This window comes from Pseudomonas sp. P179, assembly GCF_000478485.2.
In the GTDB taxonomy this organism is placed as follows: Bacteria; Pseudomonadota; Gammaproteobacteria; order Pseudomonadales; family Pseudomonadaceae; genus Pseudomonas; species Pseudomonas aeruginosa.
Map to the genome: position 1 here is coordinate 4,964,450 of NZ_KI517354.1, position 18,692 is coordinate 4,983,141.

General features: G+C 67.0%; 18 protein-coding genes. 17 read left to right on the forward strand and 1 reads right to left on the reverse strand.

The window, feature by feature from the left end; all coding sequences use genetic code 11:
• The first annotated feature begins 34 nt into the window (after positions 1-34).
• The 16 genes from HMPREF1224_RS35090 (at position 35) to argR (ending at position 16,937) form a co-directional block, all read left to right on the forward strand.
• Positions 35-862, forward strand: coding sequence for an HTD2 family dehydratase (locus tag HMPREF1224_RS35090; protein ID WP_010793879.1), 828 nt, complete (start codon positions 35-37; stop codon positions 860-862).
• A 45-nt stretch (positions 863-907) separates the two neighbouring features.
• The gene (locus HMPREF1224_RS35095; protein ID WP_010793880.1) at positions 908-2,068 is read left to right on the forward strand and encodes an acyl-CoA dehydrogenase family protein; all 1,161 of its coding nucleotides are present in this window, start codon (positions 908-910) and stop codon (positions 2,066-2,068) included.
• Between the two features lie 14 nt (positions 2,069-2,082).
• Positions 2,083-2,463, forward strand: coding sequence for a VOC family protein (locus HMPREF1224_RS35100; RefSeq protein ID WP_003085915.1), 381 nt, complete (start codon positions 2,083-2,085; stop codon positions 2,461-2,463).
• A gap of 38 nt (positions 2,464-2,501) precedes the next feature.
• On the forward strand, positions 2,502-3,854 hold the full coding sequence (locus HMPREF1224_RS35105) for an MmgE/PrpD family protein (protein ID WP_010793881.1): 1,353 nt from the start codon (positions 2,502-2,504) through the stop codon (positions 3,852-3,854).
• Between the two features lie 55 nt (positions 3,855-3,909).
• Positions 3,910-5,112: a CaiB/BaiF CoA transferase family protein gene (locus HMPREF1224_RS35110; RefSeq protein ID WP_010793882.1), complete on the forward strand. Its 1,203-nt coding sequence runs from the start codon at positions 3,910-3,912 to the stop codon at positions 5,110-5,112.
• Positions 5,113-5,122: 10 nt separating this feature from the next.
• Positions 5,123-5,950 carry an HpcH/HpaI aldolase/citrate lyase family protein gene (locus tag HMPREF1224_RS35115; RefSeq protein ID WP_010793883.1) on the forward strand — a complete coding sequence of 276 codons (828 nt, stop codon included), beginning with the start codon at positions 5,123-5,125 and terminating at the stop codon, positions 5,948-5,950.
• A gap of 113 nt (positions 5,951-6,063) precedes the next feature.
• A complete protein-coding gene (locus tag HMPREF1224_RS35120) occupies positions 6,064-7,059 on the forward strand; it encodes a TRAP transporter substrate-binding protein (protein WP_010793884.1) in 996 nt (331 codons plus the stop codon).
• Positions 7,060-7,107: 48 nt separating this feature from the next.
• On the forward strand, positions 7,108-7,746 hold the full coding sequence (locus HMPREF1224_RS35125; RefSeq protein ID WP_003114245.1) for a TRAP transporter small permease: 639 nt from the start codon (positions 7,108-7,110) through the stop codon (positions 7,744-7,746).
• Positions 7,743-9,026, forward strand: coding sequence for a C4-dicarboxylate TRAP transporter large permease protein DctM (gene dctM / locus HMPREF1224_RS35130; RefSeq protein ID WP_003085927.1), 1,284 nt, complete (start codon positions 7,743-7,745; stop codon positions 9,024-9,026). The genes HMPREF1224_RS35125 and dctM overlap by 4 nt, the downstream gene beginning before the upstream one ends.
• A 181-nt stretch (positions 9,027-9,207) precedes the next feature.
• Positions 9,208-11,163, forward strand: coding sequence for an acetate--CoA ligase (gene acs / locus HMPREF1224_RS35135; RefSeq protein WP_003110260.1), 1,956 nt, complete (start codon positions 9,208-9,210; stop codon positions 11,161-11,163).
• A gap of 540 nt (positions 11,164-11,703) precedes the next feature.
• Positions 11,704-12,483 carry an ABC transporter substrate-binding protein gene (locus tag HMPREF1224_RS35140; RefSeq protein WP_003085932.1) on the forward strand — a complete coding sequence of 260 codons (780 nt, stop codon included), beginning with the start codon at positions 11,704-11,706 and terminating at the stop codon, positions 12,481-12,483.
• 118 nt (positions 12,484-12,601) lie between these two features.
• Positions 12,602-13,291 (forward strand): ABC transporter permease, encoded by a 690-nt coding sequence (locus tag HMPREF1224_RS35145; RefSeq protein ID WP_003085934.1) that lies wholly within the window; start codon positions 12,602-12,604, stop codon positions 13,289-13,291.
• 16 nt (positions 13,292-13,307) lie between these two features.
• The gene (locus HMPREF1224_RS35150; protein ID WP_003085936.1) at positions 13,308-14,006 is read left to right on the forward strand and encodes an ABC transporter permease; all 699 of its coding nucleotides are present in this window, start codon (positions 13,308-13,310) and stop codon (positions 14,004-14,006) included.
• A gap of 13 nt (positions 14,007-14,019) precedes the next feature.
• A complete protein-coding gene (locus HMPREF1224_RS35155) occupies positions 14,020-15,132 on the forward strand; it encodes a M14 family metallopeptidase (RefSeq protein ID WP_003159660.1) in 1,113 nt (370 codons plus the stop codon).
• 18 nt (positions 15,133-15,150) lie between these two features.
• A complete protein-coding gene (gene aotP / locus HMPREF1224_RS35160; RefSeq protein WP_003085940.1) occupies positions 15,151-15,915 on the forward strand; it encodes an arginine/ornithine transport ATP-binding protein AotP in 765 nt (254 codons plus the stop codon).
• 32 nt (positions 15,916-15,947) lie between these two features.
• Positions 15,948-16,937, forward strand: a complete 990-nt coding sequence (gene argR, locus HMPREF1224_RS35165; RefSeq protein ID WP_003085944.1) for a transcriptional regulator ArgR — start codon at positions 15,948-15,950, stop codon at positions 16,935-16,937.
• A 20-nt stretch (positions 16,938-16,957) separates the two neighbouring features.
• Here the strand turns inward: argR and HMPREF1224_RS35170 are convergent, their stop codons facing one another.
• Positions 16,958-17,281: a hypothetical protein gene (locus HMPREF1224_RS35170; RefSeq protein ID WP_004348302.1), complete on the reverse strand. Its 324-nt coding sequence runs from the start codon at positions 17,279-17,281 to the stop codon at positions 16,958-16,960.
• Between the two features lie 166 nt (positions 17,282-17,447).
• Here HMPREF1224_RS35170 and aruC point away from each other — a divergent pair, with 166 nt between their 5' ends.
• Complete coding sequence (gene aruC / locus HMPREF1224_RS35175) at positions 17,448-18,668, forward strand: bifunctional succinylornithine transaminase/acetylornithine aminotransferase (protein ID WP_003085948.1); 1,221 nt, start codon at positions 17,448-17,450, stop codon at positions 18,666-18,668.
• The last annotated feature ends 24 nt before the right edge of the window (positions 18,669-18,692 follow it).

Sequence of the window (18,692 nt, forward strand, 5' to 3'; positions counted from 1 at the left end):
CTCCCATCACCCCCTAGGTCATGGGAAGCCACGCATGAGTGAGTCCGCTTTCGCCCCCTGGATCGGTCGCCAGGAAGAAACCCACGATCAATTGAGCCGCAACCTGGTCAAGCGCATCGCCGCCACCTTCGGCGAGCCGACCCCGGCCCACGGCGAAGCGCTGCCGCCGCTCTGGCACTGGGCGTTCTTCCAGGACCCGGTGGAGGCCGCCGGCCTCGGCGTCGACGGCCACCCGGCGCGCGGCGGTTTCCTGCCGCCGGCGGACGATCGCAACCGCATGTGGGCCGGCGGGCGCCTGGAGTTCCACCAGCCGCTGCGGGTCGGCGGCGAGGCCAGCCGCACCTCGACCATCCTCCGGGTCGAGGAGAAGCACGGTCGCAGCGGCGCGCTGCTGTTCGTCACCCTGCGCCACGACTACCGCCAGGACGGCCAACTGGCGCTGAGCGAAGAGCACGACATCGTCTACCGCGAACCGACCCCGCCCAAGCTCGGCGGTACCGAGGCCTTGCCCGAGGGCGACTGGCGCGAGGCGCTGGAGCCCGATCCGGTGTTGCTGTTCCGCTACTCGGCGGTGACTTTCAACGGCCACCGCATTCACTACGACTGGCCCTATGTCACCGATGCCGAAGGCTATCCGGGCCTGGTGGTGCACGGTCCGCTGATCGCCACCCTGGCCCTGCGCGCGTTCTGCCGGGCCAATCCGCAGGCGCGCCTGCGTCGCTTCGCCTATCGCGGCCTGCGCCCGCTGATCTGTCCCGAGCCGTTCGAGGTCGGCGGCCGCCTGCTCGCTGCCGGCAAGGCCGAGATATGGGTCGGCAATGGCGCCGGCCTGGCCCAGCGCGGCGACGTGGAATTCGACTGAAAGGGCCCCAGCGCCCATCCAACGACAAGAATCGAGGAGTCACCGATGAATCCGAACAGCGAAGAGCTGAACGCGATCCGCGAGGGCGTACGTGCCCTCTGCGCCGAATTCGACGCCGCCTACTGGCGCCGCATCGATGAGCAGCGCGGTTTTCCCGAGGCCTTCGTCAAGGCCCTGACCGACGCCGGCTGGCTCTCGGCGATGATCCCGGAGGAGTACGGCGGTTCCGGTCTGGGCCTGGCCGAGGCCTCGGTGATCCTGGAGGAAGTCAACCGCTGCGGCGGCAACTCCGGCACCGTGCACGGGCAGATGTACAACATGTTCACGTTGCTGCGTAACGGCAGCGAGGCGCAGAAGCGCTTCTACCTGCCGAAGCTGGCCAGCGGCGAGCTGCGCCTGCAGTCGATGGGGGTGACCGAGCCGACCACCGGCACCGATACCACCAAGATCAAGACCACCGCCGTGCGCAAGGGCGACCGCTATGTGATCAACGGGCAGAAGGTGTGGATCTCGCGGATCCAGCACTCCGACCTGATGATCCTGCTGGCGCGCACCACGCCGCTGGCCGAGGTGAAGCGCAAGTCCGAAGGCATGTCGATCTTCCTCGTCGACCTGCGCGAGGCCATCGGCAAGGGCCTGTCCGTGCAGCCGATCGCCAACATGGTCAACCACGAGACCAACGAGCTGTTCTTCGACAACCTGGAGATCCCCGCCGATAGCCTGATCGGCGAGGAAGGCAAGGGCTTCCGCTACATCCTCGACGGCCTCAATGCCGAGCGCACCCTGATCGCCGCCGAATGCATCGGCGACGGCCGCTGGTTCATCGACAAGGCCAGCCACTATGCCCGCGACCGCGTGGTCTTCGGCCGGCCGATAGGGCAGAACCAGGGCGTGCAGTTCCCCATCGCCGAGGCGCACATCGAAGTGGAGGCCGCCGACCTGATGCGCTGGCGCGCCTGCCAGGAGTACGACGCCGGGCTCAACGCCGGGGCCAGCGCGAACATGGCCAAGTACCTGGCGGCGAAAGCTTCCTGGGAGGCGGCCAACGCCTGCCTGCAGACCCACGGCGGCTTCGGCTTCGCCTGCGAGTACGACGTCGAGCGCAAGTTCCGCGAGACCCGCCTGTACCAGGTGGCGCCGATCTCCACCAACCTGATCCTGTCCTACGTGGCCGAGCACCTGCTCGAACTGCCGCGCTCGTTCTGAAGCGGGAGCCGCCCATGCAGATCGACCGTCTCGACCACCTGGTGCTCACCGTCCGCGACATCGACGCCAGCATCGATTTCTACACCCGCGTGCTGGGCATGCGCGCCGTTACCTTCGGCGCGGGTCGCAAGGCCCTCGCCTTCGGTGCGCAGAAGATCAACCTGCACCAGGCCGGGGGCGAATTCGAACCCAAGGCCGAGCGACCTACGCCAGGGTCCGCCGACCTCTGTTTCATCGTCGCCACGCCACTCGAGGCGGTGGCCGAGCAACTGCGCCAGCAGGCCGTGGAAATCCTCGAGGGCCCGGTGCAGCGCACCGGCGCCGGCGGGCCGATCCTCTCGCTGTACCTGCGCGACCCCGACCTGAACCTGATCGAACTGAGCAACCCGCTGTAGGCCGCGTGCCTCGGGACAACTACAAGAGAGCGTTGGTCATGACCGACTACACCCAGCAACTCGCCGGCTTTCTCACCGGCCTGCGCTACCAGGACCTGCCGCCGGCGGTGTTGGCGCGGATGGAAGAATTGTTCCTCGACTGGCTCGGCTCGGCGCTGGCCGGCAAGGGCCAGCATCCGATCCCATTGTTCGAGCGCTACGCCGAACGCATGGGCCCGGCCGACGGTAGCGCGCAGATCCTGCCCAGTCGGCGGCGCAGCTCGCCGTATTTCGCCGCCCTGGTGAACGGCGCGGCTTCCCACGTGGTGGAGCAGGACGACCTGCACAACAGCTCGGTGCTGCACCCCGCGGCGGTGGTCTTCCCTGCTGCCCTGGCCGCGGCCCAGGACCTCGGCCGCAGCGGCGCCGAGCTGATCCTCGCGGCGGTGGCCGGCTACGAGGCCGGCATCCGCATCGGCGAATTCCTCGGCCGTTCCCACTACCGGGTGTTCCATACCACTGCCACGGTCGGCACCCTCGCCGCGGCAGTGGCGGTGGGCAAGCTGATGGACTTCGACCGCGAGCGCTTCGTCGACCTGCTCGGCAGCGCCGGAACCCAGGCCGCCGGGCTCTGGGAGTTCCTCCGCGACGCCGCCGATTCCAAGCAGTTGCATACCGCCAAGGCCGCCGCCGACGGGCTGCTCGCCGCCTATCTCACCGCCGACGGCCTGAGCGGCGCGCGACACATCCTCGAAGGCGAGCAGGGGATGGCCGCCGGGATGTCCAGCGACGCCGACCCCGAGCGCCTGGTGGATCGCCTCGGCAGCCGCTGGGCGTTGCTGGAAACCTCGTTCAAGTTCCACGCCTCGTGCCGCCATACCCATCCCGCGGCCGACGCGCTGCTGGCGCTGATGCAGCGCGAAGGGCTCGATCACTCGCAGATCGCCGCGGTCACCGCGCGGGTCCACCAGGGCGCCATCGACGTGCTCGGCCGGGTGGTCGAGCCGCAGACCGTGCACCAGGCGAAGTTCTCCATGGGCACCGTGCTGGGCCTGATCGCCGTGTACGGCAAGGCCGGCCTCGGCGAGTTCCATCGGCATGCGCTGAGCGACCCGCGGGTCGCAGCGTTCCGCGAGCGGGTCGAGATGCGCCTGGACCCGGATGTCGATGCCGCCTATCCGCAGCGCTGGCTCGGGCGGGTCGAAGTACTCGATCGCCAGGGGCGGCGCCATACCGCCGCCATCGACGAACCCAAGGGCGATCCCGGCAATACCCTCAGCCGCGACGAACTGGCCGATAAGTTCCGCCGCCTGCTGGCGTTCTCCGGCGCGGCCACCGACGCCGAGGCGGAAATCCTCATCCAGCGCGCCTGGGGCCTGCGCCAGGCGCCTTCCGTAGCGCCGCTGATCTGATCAACCGAACCAGCCGCACCTCGTCTTCGACGGACGAGGGCAGGGAGTCCGACCCATGACACAATCCCACCGACCGCGCCCGCTCGACGGCATCACCGTGGTCAGCCTGGAGCACGCCATCGCCGCGCCGTTCTGCACCCGCCAACTGGCCGATCTCGGCGCGCGGGTGATCAAGATCGAACGCCCCGGCGTCGGCGATTTCGCCCGCGGTTACGACGAGCGGGTCAACGGCCTGTCGTCGCACTTCGTCTGGACCAATCGTTCCAAGCAGAGCCTCAGCCTCGATCTCAAGCAGGCCGAGGCGCTGCCGTTGCTGGAGAAGCTGCTGGCCGGCGCCGACGTGCTGGTGCAGAACCTCGCGCCGGGCGCCGCCGCGCGCCTGGGCCTGTCCTACGAGGCGTTGCGCGAGCGCTTCCCGCGACTGATCGTCTGCGATATCTCCGGCTACGGCGAAGGCGGTCCCTACGAGAAGAAGAAGGCCTACGACCTGCTGATCCAGAGCGAGGGCGGCTTCCTTTCGGTGACCGGCGGCGCCGGGCCGAACGAGATGGCCAAGGCCGGCTGTTCGATCGCCGATATCGCCGCCGGCATGTACGCCTACAGCAGCATCCTTTCGGCCCTGCTGCTGCGCGAGCGCACCGGCGAGGGCAGCCGCATCGACGTGTCGATGCTGGAGAGCCTGGTGGAGTGGATGGGCTACCCGATGTACTACGCCTACCAGGACGCGCCGCCGCCGCCGCGCGCCGGCGCTTCGCACTCGACCATCTACCCCTATGGGCCATTCCCCGCCGGCGACGGCGGCACAGTGATGCTCGGCCTGCAGAACGAGCGCGAGTGGCGGGCCTTCTGCGACAAGGTCCTGCGCCGCCCGGAGCTGGCCGACGACGAACGCTTCTCGGCGAACTTCAAGCGCTCGGCCAACCGCGAGGAGCTGCGTGCGCTGATCGTCGAAGCCTTCGCCGCCTTGCCGGCCGCCGAGGTGGTGGCGCGCCTGGAACAGGCGCAGATCGCCAACGCCCACGTCAACGACATGGCCGGGGTCTGGGCGCACCCGCAGTTACAGGCGCGGCAACGCTGGACCTCCATCGACAGCCCGGCCGGGCGCCTGCCGGCGTTGTTGCCGCCGGCCAGCAGCAGCGCCTTCGTTCCGCGCATGGATGCGGTGCCGGGGCTGGGCGGCGACAGCGACGCGCTGCTTGCCGAACTGGGCTGTACCGCGGCCGATATCCAGCGCCTGCGCGCGACCGGAACGGTATGAGGAGGCGGACATGAACCGACAGATCGTGCGCAGCGCGCTGTTCGTCCCGGCGACCCGCCCGGAGCGGATCCCCAAGGCCCTTGCCAGCGGCGCCGACCGGGTCATCGTCGACCTCGAGGATGCGGTGGAGGAGGGGCTGAAGGTCGAGGCGCGGGCCAATCTCCGGCGTTTCCTCGTCGATACGCCGGAAGCCCGGGTGCTGGTGCGGATCAACGCGGCGGAGCATCCCGGGCATGCCGACGACCTGGCGCTGTGCCGCGACCACGCCGGAGTGATCGGCCTGCTCCTGCCGAAAGTGGAGAGCGCCGCCCAGGTGCGCTACGCCGCCGTGGCCAGCGGCAAGCCGGTCTGGCCCATCGTCGAGAGTGCCCGCGGCCTTGCCGCGCTGGGCGAGATCGCCGCCGCCGCGGGGGTCGAGCGGCTGTCCTTCGGCAGCCTCGACCTGGCCCTGGACCTCGATCTCAACAGCGGCAGCAACGCCGCCGAACAGATTCTCGGTCACGCCCGTTACGCACTGCTCCTGCAAACGCGCCTGGCAGGCCTGGCGCCGCCGCTGGACGGCGTCTATCCGGCGATCCAGAACCGTGCCGGACTGGTCGAGGCAGTGCGCTTCGCTCGCGACATGGGCTTCGGCGGGTTGCTGTGCATCCATCCGAGCCAGGTCGAGCCGATCCACCAGACATTGATGCCGAGTCCCGCGGAACTGGAGTGGGCGCGTCGGGTGGCAGAGGCCGGCGCCTCCGGTGCCGGCGTCTTCGTGGTCGACGGCGAGATGGTCGACGCGCCGGTGCTGGGGCGCGCGCGACGCCTGCTGGAGCGGGCCGGGGAGGGTGGCTGAACGCGTTCGACAGACGCGAACGCGGGCTTGAGCAATGGCGAATTCTCCGAACGCGCCGGCTGCGTCAGGCTCGTCGATACCTCGAAAGCACAACAACAATCTGAGGTCACGAAATGTTCAAGACGATGGTACGGGCGCTGTTGTGCGCCCTGGCGATCGGTGGCTCCTCCCTGGCGAATGCCGCGCAGCCGATCGTCATCAAGTTCTCCCACGTGGTCGCGGAAAACACGCCCAAAGGCCAGGGCGCGCTGCTGTTCAAGAAACTCGTCGAACAGCGCCTGGGCGGCCGGGTCGAGGTAGACGTCTATCCCAACTCGTCGCTGTTCGGCGACGGCAAGGAAATGGAGGCGCTGCTGCTGGGCGACGTGCAGATGCTGGCGCCGTCCCTGGCCAAGTTCGAGCAGTACACGCGCAAGGTGCAGATCTTCGACCTGCCGTTCCTCTTCGACGACATCCAGGCGGTCGACCGCTTCCAGCGCAGCCCGCAGGGGCGCGCCTTGCTGACCAGCATGCAGGGCAAGGGCATCCTCGGCCTGGCCTACTGGCACAACGGGATGAAGCAGCTCTCCGCCAATCGCCCGTTGCTGGAGCCGGAAGACGCGCGCGGGCTGAAATTCCGCGTGCAGGCGTCCGACGTGCTCAACGAGCAGTTCCGCCAGCTCCGCGCGATCTCCCGGAAGATGTCCTTCGCCGAGGTCTACCAGGGCTTGCAGACCGGCGTGGTGAATGGCACCGAGAACACCTGGTCGAACTACGAGAGCCAGAAGGTCAACGAGGTACAGAAGTATTTCACCGAGTCCAACCACGGCCTGGTGGACTACATGGTGATCACCAACGCGAAGTTCTGGAATGGCCTTCCGGCGGACATCCGCGAAGAACTGCAGCGGATCATGGACGAGGTCACCGTGCAGGTGAACCTCGAGGCCGAGCGCCTCAACCGCGACGCCCGCCAGCGCATCCTCGCCAGTGGCGCCAGCGAGATCCATACCCTGAGCCCGCAGCAGCGCGCCGACTGGCGCCAGGCGATGCAGCCGGTATGGCAGAAATTCCGCGGCAATGTCGGTGCCGATCTGCTCCAGGCCGCCGAAGCTTCCAACCGTCCCGATTGACCCGTCCGGCCCCGCCCGGCCGGGCGGGGCATTGTGGAGAACGCTGCGATGAATCGACTCGTGCGCGTCTGGAACCGCTTCGAGGAGGGCGCTATCGCCTTCCTGCTGGCGGCGATGACGCTGGTGACCTTCCTCTATGTGGTGATGACCAACGTCTTCACCCTGTTCTACGACCTCGGCGACCGCCTGCCGACACTGCGGGCTCCGCTGTACTCGATGGGCGACGCGATCCTCGGGGTAGCCCAGGATATGTCCTGGAGCAACGCGCTGACCAAGGCGCTGTTCGGCTGGCTGATCTTCCTCGGCATCGCCTACGGCGTACGCACCGCCGGCCACCTCGGGGTGGATGCCCTGGTGCGCCTGGCGCCGCGTCCCTTGCAGCGCCTGATCGGGATACTCGCCTGCCTCTGCTGCCTGGGCTACGCCGGGCTGTTCATGGTCGCCAGCTACGACTGGGTGAAGACCCTGTTCGTCGCCGGCATCGGCGCCGAGGACCTCGACCACTTCGGCATCCTCCAGGCCTACATCGCGGTGGTGGTGCCGGTCGGCTTCGGCCTGGTGCTGCTGCGCTACCTGGAAATCCTCGTCAACCTGTTGCGCGGTCGCCAGCTCGGGCTGGGCCTCGCCGACGAGGCCGCCGAGGCCTCCAAACTGGCCGGCGAAGAGGCCGGGGAGAACCGTCCATGACCGTGCTGATCCTGTTCCTGCTGCTGTTCCTGTTCATGTTCATCGGCGTGCCCATCGCCATCTCCCTGGGGCTGTCCGGCGCCCTGACGATCCTGCTGTTCAGCCCGGATTCGGTGCGCTCGCTGGCGATCAAGCTGTTCGAGACCTCCGAGGCCTACACCCTGCTGGCGATCCCGTTCTTCCTGCTCTCCGGCGCGTTCATGACCACCGGTGGCGTGGCGCGGCGCCTGATCGACTTCGCCAATGCCTGCGTCGGGCATATCCGCGGCGGCCTGGCGATCGCTGCGGTGCTTGCCTGCATGCTGTTCGCCGCGCTGTCCGGTTCGTCGCCGGCGACAGTGGCGGCGGTCGGCTCGATCGCTGTGGCCGGCATGGTCCGCTCCGGCTATCCGCGCGCCTTCGGCGCGGGGATCATCTGCAATGCCGGGACCCTGGGCATCCTCATCCCGCCATCGATCGTGATGGTGGTCTACGCCGCCGCCACCGAGACCTCGGTGGGCAAGCTGTTCGTCGCCGGGGTGGTTCCGGGGCTGCTGCTCGGGGTGATCCTGATGGTGGTGATCTACATCGTCGCGCGGGTCAAGAAGCTGCCGGCGCAGCCGCGCGCCAGCTTCCGCGAGTGGCTGGCCGCCGCACGCCGTGCAGGCTGGGGCCTGTTGTTGCTGGTGATCATCCTCGGCGGCATCTATTCCGGGCTGTTCACCCCCACCGAGGCGGCGGCGGTGGCGGCGGTGTATTCGGCCTTCGTCGCGCTGTTCGTGTACAAGGACATGCGCCTGCGCGACTGTCCCAAGGTGCTGCTGGAGTCGGGGCGGCTGAGCATCATGCTGATGTTCATCATCGCCAATGCCATGCTCTTCGCCCACGTGTTGACCACCGAGCAGATCCCCCAGCAGATCACCGAATGGGTGGTGCAGGAAGGCCTGACCCCGATCGGCTTCCTGCTGATGGTCAACGTGGTGCTGCTGGTCGCCGGCAGCTTCATGGAGCCCTCGGCGATCGTGCTGATCCTGGCGCCGATCTTCTTCCCCATCGCCATGAAGCTGGGCATCGACCCGATCCACCTGGGCATCGTCATGGTGGTGAACATGGAGATCGGCCTGGTACACCCGCCGGTCGGCCTCAACCTGTTCGTCACTTCGGCGGTCACCGGCATGCCGCTGGGGGCGACCATCCGCGCGGCGCTGCCGTGGCTGATGATCCTGCTGCTGTTCCTGATCCTGGTGACCTACGTGCCGTTGATCTCGCTGTGGCTGCCGGGCCTGCTGGGCATGAGCTGAGGTCGCGGCGGCGGGGCGCGGGACGCGCTCCGCCGCTGGCGCAAGGCTACGATCGGCGCGGCTTATAGCTACTATCGGCGCTGTCGCGCAGTGGTAAGACCATGGTCGTATGGTTCGTGGGGTGTGCGCTCGCTACAACTGGGCACAACAAAAACAACACTCACGTACCGAGGTTAAAGCCATGTCTGCGGCATCCCTGTACCCCGTGCACCCGGAAGCGGTGGCACGGACCTTCACCGACGAAGCCACCTACAAGACGATGTACCAGCAGTCCGTCGTCAACCCCGACGGCTTCTGGCGCGAGCAGGCCCAGCGGATCGACTGGATCAAGCCGTTCGAGAAGGTCAAGCAGACCTCCTTCGACGACCATCACGTGGACATCAAGTGGTTCGCCGACGGCACCCTCAACGTGTCGCACAACTGCCTCGACCGTCACCTCGCCGAACGCGGCGACCAGGTGGCGATCATCTGGGAAGGCGACGATCCCGCCGACCACCAGGAAATCACCTACCGCCAGCTCCACGAGCAGGTCTGCAAGTTCGCCAACGCCCTGCGCGGGCAGGACGTGCACCGCGGCGACGTAGTGACCATCTACATGCCGATGATCCCCGAGGCCGTGGTCGCCATGCTCGCCTGCACCCGCATCGGCGCGATCCACTCGGTGGTCTTCGGCGGCTTCTCCCCCGAGGCCCTGGCAGGACGCATCATCGATTGCAAGTCGAAGGTGGTGATCACCGCCGACGAAGGCGTGCGCGGCGGCAAGCGCACTCCGCTGAAGGCCAATGTCGACGACGCCCTGACCAACCCGGAAACCTCCAGCGTGCAGAAGATCATCGTCTGCAAGCGTACCGGTGCGGAGATCAAGTGGAACCAGCACCGCGACGTCTGGTACGACGACCTGATGAAGGTTGCCGGCAGCACTTGCGCACCCAAGGAAATGGGCGCCGAGGACCCGCTGTTCATCCTCTACACCTCCGGCTCCACCGGCAAGCCGAAGGGCGTGCTGCATACCACCGGCGGCTACCTGGTGTACGCCTCGCTGACCCACGAGCGGGTCTTCGACTACCGTCCGGGCGAAGTCTACTGGTGCACCGCCGACATCGGCTGGGTCACCGGCCACACCTACATCGTCTATGGCCCGCTGGCCAACGGCGCCACCACCATTCTGTTCGAGGGCGTGCCGAACTACCCCGACGTGACCCGCGTGGCGAAAATCATCGACAAGCACAAGGTCAACATCCTCTACACCGCGCCGACCGCGATCCGCGCGATGATGGCCGAAGGCAAGGCGGCGGTGGCCGGTGCCGACGGTTCCAGCCTGCGTCTGCTCGGTTCGGTGGGCGAGCCGATCAACCCGGAAGCCTGGCAGTGGTACTACGAGACCGTCGGCCAGTCGCGCTGCCCGATCGTCGACACCTGGTGGCAGACCGAGACCGGCGCCTGCCTGATGACCCCGCTGCCGGGCGCCCACGCGATGAAGCCGGGCTCTGCAGCCAAGCCGTTCTTCGGCGTGGTACCGGCACTGGTGGACAATCTCGGCAACCTGATCGAGGGCGCCGCCGAGGGCAACCTGGTGATCCTCGACTCCTGGCCGGGCCAGGCGCGGACCCTGTTCGGCGACCATGACCGCTTCGTCGACACCTACTTCAAGACCTTCAAGGGCATGTACTTCACCGGCGACGGCGCGCGCCGCGACGAGGACGGCTACTACTGGATCACCGGGCGGGTCGACGACGTGCTCAACGTCTCCGGCCACCGCATGGGCACCGCCGAGGTGGAAAGCGCGATGGTCGCCCACCCGAAGGTCGCCGAGGCGGCGGTGGTCGGCATGCAGCACGACATCAAGGGGCAGGGCATCTATGTCTACGTCACCCTCAACTCCGGGGTCGAGCCGAGCGAGGCGCTGCGCCAGGAGCTGAAGCAATGGGTTCGCCGCGAGATCGGTCCGATCGCCACGCCGGATGTGATCCAGTGGGCGCCGGGACTGCCGAAGACCCGTTCGGGCAAGATCATGCGGCGCATCCTGCGCAAGATCGCCGCGGCCGAGTACGACACCCTCGGCGACATCTCCACCCTTGCCGACCCGGGCGTGGTCCAGCACCTGATCGAGACCCATCGCTCGATGCAGGCCGCCTGACTTCCGCCTGATCCGAAACGACCCCGCGCGGTGCGAGCCGCGCGGGGTCTTTCATTTGGCGCGGGCCGAGGAGGAGGGCGTTTCGAATGGGCTCGCGCCGGGAATGGGGCGGCGGTAACACTTCGGTGATGCGCGCCTGCGCATAATTGGGGCGAGAGGAAACGCCACGCACAGCCAAGGTGCGACACGGGGTAGCAGTCGAGGTGAGTCGTAGCGGCCAAGCCATTGAAGGAGAAGGAATTGGCAATTTATGGCTTGAGATTTGCTTTACTCATTGATTACACTTCGCGCTTTCCGGGCACAAATGTCGCTGCCTGTCAATATCGCCGAATGCCCTCTTCGGTGCTTTTATAATTAGTTGTCGCATTGAAGAAATAACCACTTTCGGCCTGTCGCTAGAATGCCGCTCACCCCAGCTGGCGCCCTGTCCACGAGAAGGCGCCATGCGCAAGAGCCGGTGATCACGCATATCCGTCGGCAGCCTGGGCAAGGTTCTATTTCTCCTGCCAATCGATGCCATCCCCTTCGAAGGAGTTCCAGATGAAGAAGCTCGCACTTCTCGGCGCCCTGGCGCTGTCCGTGCTCTCCCTGCCCACTTTCGCCGCCGACAAGCCGGTGCGCATCGGCATCGAGGCGGCCTACCCGCCGTTCTCGCTGAAGACCCCGGACGGCCAGTTGGCAGGCTTCGACGTGGATATCGGCAATGCCCTCTGCGAAGAGATGAAGGTGCAGTGCAAGTGGGTCGAGCAGGAGTTCGACGGCCTGATCCCGGCACTCAAGGTGCGCAAGATCGATGCGATCCTCTCGTCGATGACCATCACCGACGAGCGCAAGCGTTCGGTCGACTTCACCAACAAGTACTACAACACCCCGGCGCGCTTCGTGATGAAGGAAGGCGCCAGCCTCAACGATCCCAAGGCCGACCTGAAGGGCAAGAAGGCCGGCGTGCTGCGTGGCAGTACCGCCGACCGCTACGCCTCCGCCGAACTGACCCCGGCCGGCGTCGAAGTGGTGCGCTACAACTCCCAGCAGGAAGCCAACATGGACCTGGTGGCCGGTCGCCTCGACGCGGTGGTCGCCGACTCGGTGAACCTCGAGGACGGCTTCCTCAAGACCGATGCCGGCAAGGGCTACGCCTTCGTCGGTCCGCAACTGACCGATGCCAAGTACTTCGGCGAAGGCGTCGGCATCGCCGTGCGCAAGGGCGATAGCGAGCTGGCCGGCAAGTTCAACGCGGCCATCGACGCGCTGCGCGCCAACGGCAAGTACAAGCAGATCCAGGACAAGTACTTCAGCTTCGACGTCTACGGTTCGAACTGACGCTATCCGTCAGAGGTGGCACAAACGTCCGCGACGCCTCGCGCTGTTTGTGCCACTTTTTTATTGACTGGACGCCACTGCTTTAGCGCTGCATTAGCTGCATAGAGGTACCGTTTTGATGATCACTGGCTACGGTGCGACCATCGTCGATGGCGCCTGGCTGACTCTCCAGCTGGCCCTGCTTTCCATGCTCCTGGCCATCGTCCTCGGCCTGCTGGGCGCGGCCTTCCGCCTGTCGCCGGTGCGCTGGCTGGCCTGGTGCGGCGACCTGTACGCCACGGTAGTGCGCGGCATCCCCGACCTGGTGCTGATCCTGCTGATCTTCTACGGCGGCCAGGGCCTGCTGAACTGGGTCGCCCCGCAACTCGGCTACGACGACTACATCGACCTGAATCCCTTCGTGTCCGGCGTCGGCACCCTCGGCTTCATCTTCGGCGCCTATCTCTCGGAGACCTTCCGCGGCGCCTTCATGGCGATTCCCAAGGGGCAGGGCGAGGCCGGCTACGCCTACGGCATGAGCCACCGCCAGGTGTTCTTCCGCATCCAGGTGCCGCAGATGATCCGCCTGGCGATCCCCGGCTTCACCAACAACTGGCTGGTGCTGGTCAAGGCCACCGCGCTGATTTCCGTGGTCGGCCTGCAGGACATGATGTTCAAGGCCAAGCAGGCCTCCGATGCGACCCGCGAGCCGTTCACCTACTACCTCGCCGTGGCCGGCCTGTACCTGCTGGTGACCAGCGTGTCGCTGCTGTTGCTGCGCCTGCTCGAACGCCGCTATTCGGTCGGCGTGAAAACCGCGGAACTGTGAGTCAAGGGGCCCTATCGTGATCTTCGATTTCTCCGTCATCTGGGACAGCCTTCCGCTCTATTTCGACGGCCTGCTGGTTACCCTCAAGCTGCTCTCGATCTCCCTGCTGATCGGCCTGCTGCTGGCGGTGCCGCTAGCGCTGATGCGGGTCTCCAAGCAGCCGCTGGTGAACTTCCCGGCCTGGCTCTATACCTACGTGATCCGCGGCACGCCGATGCTGGTCCAGCTGTTCCTGATCTACTACGGCCTGGCGCAGTTCGACGCGGTGCGCGAGAGCGCGCTGTGGCCCTGGTTGTCGAACGCCTCCTTCTGCGCCTGCCTGGCGTTCGCCATCAACACCAGCGCCTATACCGCCGAGATCCTCGCCGGCAGCCTGAAGGCCACGCCCCATGGCGAGATCGAGGCGGCCAAGGCGATGGGCATGTCGCGCCTGAAGATGTACCGCCGCATCCTCCTGCCGTCGGCACTGCGGCGCGCCCTGCCGCAGTACAGCAACGAAGTGATCATGATGCTGCAGACCACCAGCCTGGCGTCCATCGTCACCCTGGTGGACATCACCGGCGCCGCGCGGACCGTCTACTCGCAGTACTACCTGCCGTTCGAGGCGTTCATCACCGCTGGCCTGTTCTACCTGTGCCTGACCTTCATCCTGGTGCGCCTGTTCAAGCTTGCCGAGCGCCGCTGGCTGGCCTACCTGGCGCCGCGCAAATCCTGATCCGGAGGACCGCATGGAGCGTATCGACCACCTGCTGCCGTGGAGCACCCTGGGAAGCGAGAAGCGCCTGAGCGTGTTCCGCTTCGGCTGCGGCGCGCGCAAGGTCTACATCCAGTCCAGCCTGCACGCCGACGAGCTGCCGGGCATGCGCACCGCCTGGGAGCTGAAGCAGCGGTTGCGCCTGCTGGAGGCGGAAGGCCGCCTGCGCGGCACCGTCGAGCTGGTGCCGGTGGCCAATCCGGTCGGTCTCGGGCAGATGATCCAGGCGCTGCACCAGGGGCGCTTCGAAATGAGCAGCGGGCGCAACTTCAATCGCGATTTCCCCGACCTGCTGGACGCGGTGATCGACAGCGTCGGCGAGCGTCTCGGCAGCGATCCGGCGGCCAATGTCGCGCTGGTCCGCCAGGCCCTGCGCGCGGCGCTGGACGCCCTGCCGCCGGCGACCTCGGAACTGGAGGGCATGCAGCGCGTGCTCTATCGCCACGCCTGCGACGCCGACCTGGTGCTCGACCTGCATTGCGACTTCGAGGCCGCCATCCATCTCTATACCCTGCCGCAGCAATGGCCCGCCTTCGCCTCCCTGGCCGCACGCCTGGGCGCCGCCGTCGGGCTGCTCGCCGAGGAGTCCGGCGGCGGTTCCTTCGACGAGGCCTGCTCGGTGCCGTGGCTGCGCCTGTCGCGCCTGTATCCGCGCGCCGAGCTGCCGCTGGCCTGCCTGGCGACCACCGTCGAACTCGGCGGCCAGGCCGACACCACCGTGCAGCAGGCCGAGGCCAACGCCGCGGCGATCCTGGCCTTCCTCGCCGAGCAGGGCTTCGTCGAGGGCGAATGGCCGGCGGCGCCCGAAGCCTGCTGCGAAGGCTTGCCCTTCGAGGGCACCGAATACGTCCACGCCCCGCATACCGGCGTGGTGAGTTTCCTGCGCCGGCCGGGCGAATGGGTGGAGGCGGGCGAACCGCTGTTCCAGGTCATCGATCCCCTGGCCGACCGTGCCAGCACCGTGTGCGCCGGGGTTTCCGGCGTGCTTTTCGCCATCGAACGGATGCGCTACGCGCAGCCGGGACTCTGGCTGGCCAAGGTGGCCGGTCGTCAACCGATCCGTCAGGGACGCTTGCTCAGCGACTGATTAGCCGAGAACACACACATGTACAAACTGGAAGTCCAAGACCTGCACAAGCGCTACGGTAGCCACGAGGTGCTCAAGGGCGTCTCGCTGGCGGCGAAAGCGGGCGACGTGATCAGCATCATCGGCTCGAGCGGTTCCGGCAAGAGCACCTTTCTGCGCTGCATAAACCTGCTGGAACAGCCGCACGCCGGCAAGATCCTGCTCAACGGCGAGGAGCTGAAGCTGGTGCCCGGCCGCGACGGCGCGCTGAAGGCCGCCGACTCCCGCCAGTTGCAGCGCATGCGCTCGCGCCTGTCGATGGTGTTCCAGCATTTCAACCTGTGGTCGCACATGAGCGCCCTGGAGAACGTCATCGAGGCGCCCGTGCATGTGCTCGGCGTGTCGAAGAAGGAAGCCATCGAGAAGGCCGAGCACTACCTGGCCAAGGTCGGCGTGGCGCACCGCAAGGACGCCTACCCGGCGCACATGAGCGGCGGCGAGCAGCAGCGCGTGGCGATCGCCCGGGCGCTGGCGGTGGAGCCGGAAGTGATGCTGTTCGACGAGCCGACCTCGGCGCTCGACCCCGAACTGGTGGGCGAAGTGCTGAAGGTCATGCAGGACCTGGCCCAGGAAGGCCGCACCATGGTGGTGGTGACCCACGAGATGGGTTTCGCCCGCGAGGTGTCGAACCAGTTGGTGTTCCTGCACAAGGGCCTGGTCGAGGAACACGGCTGCCCGAAGGAAGTCCTCGCCAACCCGCAGTCGGACCGCCTCAAGCAGTTCCTCTCCGGCAGCCTCAAGTAACATTCATCGCAGAGGCCGGCTAAGCTGCTCCCATGACTGCCCAACCCCAACGCATCGGTTTCCTCCTCTGGCCCGCCACCCGCGCGCTGACGCTATCGCTTGCCGAGGAAGCCCTGCGGGCGGCCCGGCGGTTGCACCCCGAGGCGCTCTACGAGCCGCTGTTCCTGCTCGCCGAAGCGCCGGCCGAAGAGGAGGGCTGGCGCCTGCCGGGAACGGCCTGGAACGGCAGGCTGGAGCAATGCTCGCGGCTGTTCCTGGTCGCCGACGAGGCGCCGGCGGCGGTGTCGCCAGCGCTGGGCCTGGCGCTCAAGCAACTGGCGCGTTCGGGAGCGGCGATCGGCGCGCTGTCCGCCGGCATCTACCCGCTGGCCCAGCTCGGCCTGCTCGACGGCTATCGCGCCGCGGTGCACTGGCGTTGGCACGATGACTTCACCGAGCGCTTCCCCAAGGTCATCGCCACCAATCACCTGTTCGAGTGGGATCGCGACCGCATGACCGCCTGCGGCGGCATGGCGGTACTCGACCTGCTGCTGGCGCTGCTGTCCCGCGACCATGGCGCTGAACTGGCCGGCGCGGTCTCGGAAGAGCTGGTGGTGGAGCGCATTCGCGAAGGCAACGAGCGCCAGCGCATCCCGCTGAAGAATCGCCTCGGCTCCAGCCATCCGAAGCTGACCCAGGCGGTACTGCTGATGGAAGCCAATATCGAGGAGCCACTGACCACCGACGAAATCGCCCAGCATGTGTGTGTTTCGCGGCGCCAGTTGGAACGGATCTTCAAGCAATACCTGAACCGCGTACCCAGCCAGTACTACCTGGAGCTGCGCCTGAACCGCGCGCGGCAGATGCTGATGCAGACCAGCAAGTCGATCATCCAGATCGGCCTGTCCTGCGGTTTCTCTTCCGGGCCGCATTTCTCCAGCGCCTACCGCAACTTCTTCGGCGTCACTCCGCGCGAGGACCGCAACCAGCGGCGCGGCGGCAGCGCCTTCGAGACGACCTTCACTCCCGTCGAACGCGGCTGATCGCCAACGGCGCGGCGGTTTCAGCCGGGCTTTGCGACGCCCCGGGAGGCGGATCGCCTCGGGAAGTCGCCGAGTTCGCGACGGGCCGTCGGAATGATCGTCTCCAGCAGTTCCAGCGGAACGTCGCTGGCGAACAGGTTGACCACGAAACGCCGGCCGGCGTCGTCGCGAAAGACCTCGAACAGCGGCTGTTCGCCGCGCCAGCACTCCAGGCCGAGGCCGTCGCGCGGATTGACGTCGGAGGCGAAGACGAGACGGTAGTCGATTCCCTCGATGGGCATGGCTTGTTTCCCTGCTGTTCCCGCCCGCGGGGCGGCGTAGAAGAAGTATGCACCCGAGTGCATCGCGCGTTTACACTGCGCCTTCCCGATGCTTTCTGTCGCATTTCCGAAAGCCGCGGAAATTCCCGGGTTGGCGCTATAACAAGTTGTCGCATGGCGGCAATGCCGGCCCGGTCCCAATCCCTACAATCCTTTCATCGATAGCCGCCTTCAGGCAGGAGAAACACCGATGTCCGCTCCCCATGCGCAGGTAGAACGTGCCGATTTCGACCGGTATATGGTCCCCAACTACGCCCCCGCCGCCTTCATTCCGGTGCGAGGCGAGGGATCGCGCGTCTGGGACCAGAGCGGCCGCGAACTGATCGATTTCGCCGGCGGCATCGCCGTGACCTCCCTGGGCCACGCGCATCCGGCGCTGGTCAAGGCGCTCACCGAGCAGGCCCAGCGCATCTGGCACGTTTCCAACGTCTTCACCAACGAGCCGGCCTTGCGCCTGGCGCGCAAGCTGGTGGACGCCACCTTCGCCGAGCGGGTGTTCCTCGCCAACTCCGGCGCCGAAGCCAACGAGGCGGCCTTCAAGCTGGCTCGCCGCTACGCCAACGATGTCTACGGCCCGCAGAAGTACGAGATCATCGCCGCCAGCAACAGCTTCCACGGGCGCACCCTGTTCACCGTCAACGTCGGCGGCCAGCCGAAGTATTCCGATGGCTTCGGGCCCAAGTTCGAGGGTATCACCCACGTTCCCTACAACGACCTGGAAGCGCTGAAGGCGGCGATCTCCGACAAGACCTGCGCCGTGGTGCTGGAACCGATCCAGGGCGAGGGCGGCGTGCTGCCGGCGCAGCAGGCCTACCTGGAAGGGGCGCGCAAGCTGTGCGACGAGCACAACGCGCTGCTGGTCTTCGACGAGGTCCAGAGCGGCATGGGCCGGGTCGGCGAGCTGTTCGCCTACATGCACTACGGCGTGGTCCCGGACATCCTCTCCAGCGCCAAGAGCCTGGGCGGCGGCTTCCCTATCGGTGCGATGCTGACCACCGGCGAGATCGCCAAGCACCTGTCGGTCGGCACCCACGGCACCACCTACGGCGGCAACCCGCTGGCGTCGGCGGTGGCCGAGGCGGCGCTGGACGTGATCAATACCCCGGAAGTGCTGGATGGCGTGAAGGCCAAGCATGAGCGCTTCAAGTCCCGCCTGCAGAAGATCGGCCAGGAGTACGGCATCTTCGGCGAGATTCGCGGCATGGGCCTGCTGATCGGCGCGGCGCTGACCGACGAGTGGAAGGGCAAGGCCAGGGATGTGCTCAACGCCGCCGAGAAAGAGGCGGTCATGGTGCTCCAGGCCAGCCCGGACGTGGTGCGCTTCGCGCCGAGCCTGGTGATCGACGACGCCGAGATCGACGAAGGCCTGGAGCGCTTCGAGCGCGCCGTGGCCAAGCTGGTCCGCGGCTGAGCGAACCCACGGAGCCCCGGCGCA